General features: G+C 62.4%; 4 protein-coding genes. 1 reads left to right on the top strand and 3 read right to left on the bottom strand.

Annotated features, from left to right (window positions below):
- Window positions 1–349: 349 nt before the first annotated feature.
- From PHD22_RS16805 to PHD22_RS16795, 3 genes are all read right to left on the bottom strand, one after another.
- Window positions 350–604 (bottom strand): hypothetical protein, encoded by a 255-nt coding sequence (locus PHD22_RS16805; RefSeq protein ID WP_299869563.1) that lies wholly within the window; start codon window positions 602–604, stop codon window positions 350–352.
- Window positions 601–1,038 (bottom strand): hypothetical protein, encoded by a 438-nt coding sequence (locus PHD22_RS16800; RefSeq protein WP_299869560.1) that lies wholly within the window; start codon window positions 1,036–1,038, stop codon window positions 601–603. The genes PHD22_RS16805 and PHD22_RS16800 overlap by 4 nt, the downstream gene beginning before the upstream one ends.
- Window positions 1,039–1,146: 108 nt before the next feature.
- A complete protein-coding gene (locus PHD22_RS16795; protein ID WP_299869557.1) occupies window positions 1,147–1,395 on the bottom strand; it encodes a helix-turn-helix domain-containing protein in 249 nt (82 codons plus the stop codon).
- 77 nt (window positions 1,396–1,472) lie between these two features.
- Here PHD22_RS16795 and PHD22_RS16790 point away from each other — a divergent pair, with 77 nt between their 5' ends.
- Complete coding sequence (locus tag PHD22_RS16790; protein WP_299869555.1) at window positions 1,473–2,195, top strand: LexA family transcriptional regulator; 723 nt, start codon at window positions 1,473–1,475, stop codon at window positions 2,193–2,195.
- Window positions 2,196–2,971 lie beyond the last annotated feature (776 nt).

The following is a 2,971-nucleotide window of genomic DNA, read 5'->3' as shown; positions in this document are numbered from 1 at the left end:
AACCCGTGAGATCTCCTTCAGGGCGGACTCGGGCAGGAAATGGCCTTCCGTCGAAAGCGACTTGATGCGGCGCACTTCACAGCCTGCTGCGGCCGTCTTGCTGTATTCTTTTTCGTGGTTCATACTTACCTCATAAGTCAGTTGAACTAAGCCCGCGGAGGGGTTGCCGCCCCGTTGAAGCGGGCTTTTTCTTTGTGCCAGCCGCATCCCTCGTACATCGGATTCGGCCCGGCGGGGTGCGCGCAGCGGTCGCGCGGCACGATGTGGCCGTCGAACGTCACGGCCTGGATCACGACGTGGGCGCAGTCGGCGCAGCGTGCGGGTGCGATGCTGGAGGCTGGCAGGCTCATCACCGCACCCCCAGCCACTGCAGCCCAGCGCCCAGCAGGGCTCCAGTCGCCCAGCCCGCCAGCGCCAGGGCCGTAGACACTCCGGCCACGAACCCCAGGAAGGCGACCAGGTTGCACGGCTCCGTGTCGCGCGGCACGCGGGCGGACCTCTTCGTCGCCGGCCTCACCCCGCACACCTCGCGCTCCAGCTCGAGACTCACGGCACGCTCGCTCTGGGCGGCATGGGCGGCGGCGTGTTCTGTTTCGTGGTTCATACGAGGTCCGAAACCGGACCGCCTGCGGTCTCGTTCCGCTGCTTGCTCATGTTGAGCGCATGCGCCACGCTGTAATCAGCAGCAGCCCGGAGGCGACCAAAAATGAACTTGGCCATCACGAAATCCTGGAACTGCTCCAGCGTCTGCCCGGAGACGGCTGCAAAGGTGCGCTTCGCCGTCTCGAGGTCCATGCTCGACGCGGCCGGAAACGTGCGGGCCAGGGAGCCGATGCAGCCGTGCAGATCCTCCTCGAGGATCATCCGCACGACCTCGGCACGGGTGGCCGTGGGCGACTGCTCGCGGAACAGCTCCTGGGCATCGGCGAGGTCGCACAGAAGCGACTCCGACACGTCAGTGCTGATCCGCTCGGTGTGCTTTCCGCCGGGGCCTGAGCGGCCGCTGCGGCTGAAGGACGGGGTTGTGGGGATGGTCATTGAGCGCTCCGCTCTGGTTGTGGGGTCAAAAAAATCCCGCCGGCCGGCGAGGGAGCCGGGCCGACAGGGCAAAGGGCGCAGGTGCGCCACTGGAGGAGATCGGGGGCATCAGACGGCCTTTTCGGGGGCGGCAAGATTGGCGCGGACGGTGGCCCAATCCACATCGGGGCGGAGGTCTTCACAGCGGACTGCTCCGCCGGTCGCTCGCTCAATGTCGGGACAACGTTCGGCTGGGATGGGGCGGCGGCCGGTCTGCCACTGGTGGACAGTCGGAGGCTTAACCCCGATAGACCGAGCCAGCGCGGAAAGGCTGCCGATGGTCTTGATCGCCACGGAAATAGAGGGATGTGTGTCCATGCAGACAATGATAAGGCGTCGCCTAATGTTTATCAACAGGAATTGCCTAACCTCGCCTACCCGTGATTTATTAGGCAATGCTTAAAGGTAAAGAATTTGGCGCAGCGATAGCTGAAGCCATCAAACGCAAAATCGACACAGGCGCAGCCAAGTCGAAGGCCGAGATCGCGCGCCACTTCAGCATGCAGCCCCCCTCCCTGTCCGACTGGGTCAAAAAGGGCTCCGTCGCCAAACACAGGCTGCCTGAACTGTGGCGATACTTCGCGGACGTTGCCGGACCGGATCACTGGGGGCTGTTGAAATCTGAGTGGCCTGCGGGCCTCTCCAGCCCTTCCCTTGCATCTTCTGGCCCGGCGACCGCGAGCGTTGAGCGGGAGAGCAACGTCTCACCAGGGCCTGACATTCAAAGATGCGTACCTTTGATCTCATGGGTGCAGGCCGGGGACTGGAATGAGGCGGTGAACATCTACGAACCCGGCTACGCCGAGCAATGGCTGCCCATTCTTCGCAACGGAAGCCCGAGCGCCTACGCTTTGCGCGTTCAAGGGGAATCGATGACTTCAGCCTCGGGGCGCTCGTACCCAGACGGCACCATCATCATCGTTGATCCAGACAGGCGAAGCCCTGTTTCTGGGCAGCGCATCATCGCCAAGTTGGCCGGTCAAAATCTGGTGACCTTCAAGGTGTATGTCGAAGAGGATGGCCGGCGCTGGCTGAAGCCTCTCAACTCCCACTATCAGCCAATATTCGACGAGTTTCGCGTTCTCGGGACCGTCACGGCAAAGTACGATCCGGAATGATGATTTCGCTACAACGTCACCCGCCTTGGGTGAGATGAAGAAGCCGCCCGCATCGTGAGCGCGGGCGGCCTCCCCCTGAGTCCGCATGCAGGCGCAAGCCAGCGATAAGGCAGCCGGGGAAACCCGGTTCTGCATGCGGTTCAGCCGTCGGGTGCGCACCCGACGGATGGCCTGGGGGTTCATCAGGTAAGCGCGCGGTCCTGCGACATGGACCACTGATGAACACCACAGGCCCGACCCACAGCCGATTTCAACCTCGACTGCGGAGCGCTCTGCCAGTCTGACATCTGGAGAAATCTCCAATGCTCGAACTGACACTGAAGTTCAAGTTGAGCTACAAGCAGGCGGAGCGCTTTATCACCATTCTGCTCATGCTCTTCTCGAACTAGCCACACAGCCGACCCCGAAAGGGGTCGGTTTTTTTTCGCCTGGCACTCACAACCCACAGCCTTGAAAGTCGTTTGCGTTCAGCGCAGGCGAAGTTTATCAAAAAAATTAGGCGACGCCTATTGACTGAAACGTAAGGCGTCGCCTAACATGCACTCCATCGAACAACGCAACACGAACCAAATAACTCCCTACCCGGCCACGCCCCGCCGGGCCCCTCCGGGGGGACTTCCCCGCCGAGCTGACGGCGGACCAAGCGGCGATCAGCAAACGCAACTCCAGGCCAGAACACCGGCTGACGCGATGGGGCGGGCCACCCGGCGACACCGGGCTTTGTAGGCCGCCGGAGAGCGTGACCGGCAAACCACACAACCAACCAGGAGTTAAAC

Source organism: Zoogloea sp. (assembly GCF_028693495.1).
Taxonomy (GTDB): domain Bacteria; phylum Pseudomonadota; class Gammaproteobacteria; order Burkholderiales; family Rhodocyclaceae; genus Zoogloea.
Note: the sequence above shows the minus strand (reverse complement) of the source record. Positions and strands in the feature narration are given on the sequence as shown.